Annotated in this window: 2 protein-coding genes; both read left to right on the top strand. The window is 31.0% G+C overall.

The window, feature by feature from the left end; genetic code table 11:
* Positions 1-133: 133 nt before the first annotated feature.
* Positions 134-1747, top strand: a complete 1614-nt coding sequence (locus J5G60_RS17990; RefSeq protein WP_150359043.1) for a CTP synthase — start codon at positions 134-136, stop codon at positions 1745-1747.
* A gap of 252 nt (positions 1748-1999) precedes the next feature.
* Complete coding sequence (locus J5G60_RS17985) at positions 2000-2344, top strand: hypothetical protein (protein ID WP_150359044.1); 345 nt, start codon at positions 2000-2002, stop codon at positions 2342-2344.
* Positions 2345-2347 lie beyond the last annotated feature (3 nt).

Here is a 2347-nt window from a genome sequence, read left to right as displayed (position 1 = left end):
TGTCAATAATATATGAGAAAATTTTTGAAAATTATTTATGCTTTTTTTCAAATAATTTATTTAAAAAATATGCAATTTAAATTTTACCAGGATAAAAAACAGGGGGTGACACTGCTTTTAAAAGCAGAAACTTATGAATACAAAGTATATATTTGTAACTGGGGGAGTAGTATCTTCGCTGGGGAAGGGAATAACAGCAGCTTCATTGGGACGACTTTTGAAAAATAGAGGACTTAAAGTTTCAATCCAAAAATTCGATCCATATATAAATGTAGATCCAGGTACTATGAGTCCATATCAACATGGAGAGGTTTTTGTTACAGATGACGGAGCAGAGACAGATTTAGATTTAGGCCATTATGAGAGATTTATAGATGAAAATTTAAGTAAAAACAACAATGTTACTACAGGAAAAGTATATTGGTCAGTTATATCAAAAGAGAGAAAGGGAGAGTATTTAGGAAGTACGGTTCAAGTGATTCCACATATAACGAATGAGATAAAGTCCAGGGTATATAAAGTAGCGGAGGAAAAAGATATTGATGTGGTTATAACTGAAATTGGCGGAACGGTAGGAGATATAGAGTCACTGCCTTTTTTGGAAGCTATAAGACAGATAAAATATGATGTGGGAATAGAAAATGTATGTTTTATACATGTTACATTGGTTCCCTATTTAAAAAAGTCGGGAGAATTAAAAACTAAACCTACTCAACATTCAGTTAAGGAATTGAGGAGCATTGGAATACAGCCTGATATAATAGTATGCCGTTCAGAGAAATTGATTTCCAATGAATTAAAAGAAAAGATAGGGTTATTTTGTAATGTAGAGAGAGACTCTGTAATTGAAAATTTAGATGCTGAAAATTTATATGAAGTTCCACTGATGCTTCATCAAGAAGGATTGGATGATTTGGTATGCAGAAAATTAAGACTAAAAAGTGGTAAAATAGACAATACTGAATGGATAGAGATGGTAAATAGAATAAAGAAGTTATCGAAAAGTGTAAATATAGCTTTAGTTGGAAAGTATGTAGAACTTCATGACGCTTATATATCTGTAGTTGAGGCGTTGAATCATGGTGGATATGCCAATGGGGCGAGAGTTAATATAAAATGGATAAATTCTGAAAATGTTACTGAAGAAAATATAGGAGATTATCTAAAAGATGCAGATGGTGTACTTATTCCAGGAGGATTCGGAGATAGGGGAATAGATGGAAAGATATTGTCTGCAGGATGGGCTAGAAAAAATAAAGTACCATTCTTTGGCATATGTCTGGGAATGCAATGTGCTGTAATAGAATTTGCGAGAAATGTGCTTGGTTATAAAGGAGCCCACAGTTCGGAAATAGATCCTTATACCAAATATCCTGTTATAGATTTGATGCCGGATCAAAAGGATATAGATAAAAAAGGCGGTACCATGAGATTAGGCAGCTATCCATGTAAGCTTTTAAATGAAAGTAATTCTTTTAAAGCTTATGGAGAAGAAGTTATACATGAAAGGCATAGACATAGATATGAATTTAATAATTTTTATAGAAATAAGTTAGAAAAAGCGGGGCTGGTACTTTCTGGAGTCAGTCCTGATTCGAGATTAGTTGAAATTGTAGAAATAAAAGATCATCCTTGGTTTGTAGGAGTACAGTTTCATCCAGAATTGAAATCCAGGCCCAATAGACCACATCCTTTATTTAGAGAGTTTATAAGGGCGTCTTTAGATTATGGGAAATTGAATGACTAGGTGATTTTTGAGTAAAGTGCTTAGTTCTTATTGTGTATTTAAAAATCCAAAGTGTAAATATCAAGTTGTAGAAGATTTTTGGCTCCTGCTGAAAATCTTCTACAACTCTATATTAAATCAATTGTGAATTGAAATAAGATCGATAGAGAAAAATAAAATAAAATTATGAAGGATTTTGGAGATATTTATAGAATATAATTGCATAGCTGTAAAATAAATTTTAAATTAAAGTGTAAATTAGGGGTGAATTTTATGATACTTCAAACAAATATAAGTGTTGCTGTTAGAAATTCAGAAGGAAAATATGATATTAAAAATTTTTCCGTATTTGATGTAAATAAAATCAATGAGAGCTTCACCTCTTTAAAGATAAGTCTTGTAAATAATAAAATTTTACTTTTGGGTGTTCAATGTGAACTGTGTGGGAATATTCATTATTTTAGATATAACATCAATTATCTGGTTAGAAAAGATATTGTAATTGGAGGCTGTGAGATTCTGGGATTCCCAATCTTGTATATAGGCAATTATAATGTTATAAAAAATAAAATTTTAAAGTATAATGAGATCAAGGAAAAAATATATGCACTTATATAATAT

The organism is Clostridium sp. HV4-5-A1G (genome assembly GCF_900184915.1).
Taxonomy (GTDB): domain Bacteria; phylum Bacillota; class Clostridia; order Clostridiales; family Clostridiaceae; genus Clostridium_B; species Clostridium_B aromativorans.
Note: the sequence above shows the minus strand (reverse complement) of the source record. Positions and strands in the feature narration are given on the sequence as shown.

Coding starts and splice junctions, on each gene's coding strand:
- J5G60_RS17990 (WP_150359043.1), top strand. CDS start 134: ATGAATACAAAGTATATATTTGTAACTGGGGGAGTAGTATCTTCGCTG.
- J5G60_RS17985 (WP_150359044.1), top strand. CDS start 2,000: ATGATACTTCAAACAAATATAAGTGTTGCTGTTAGAAATTCAGAAGGA.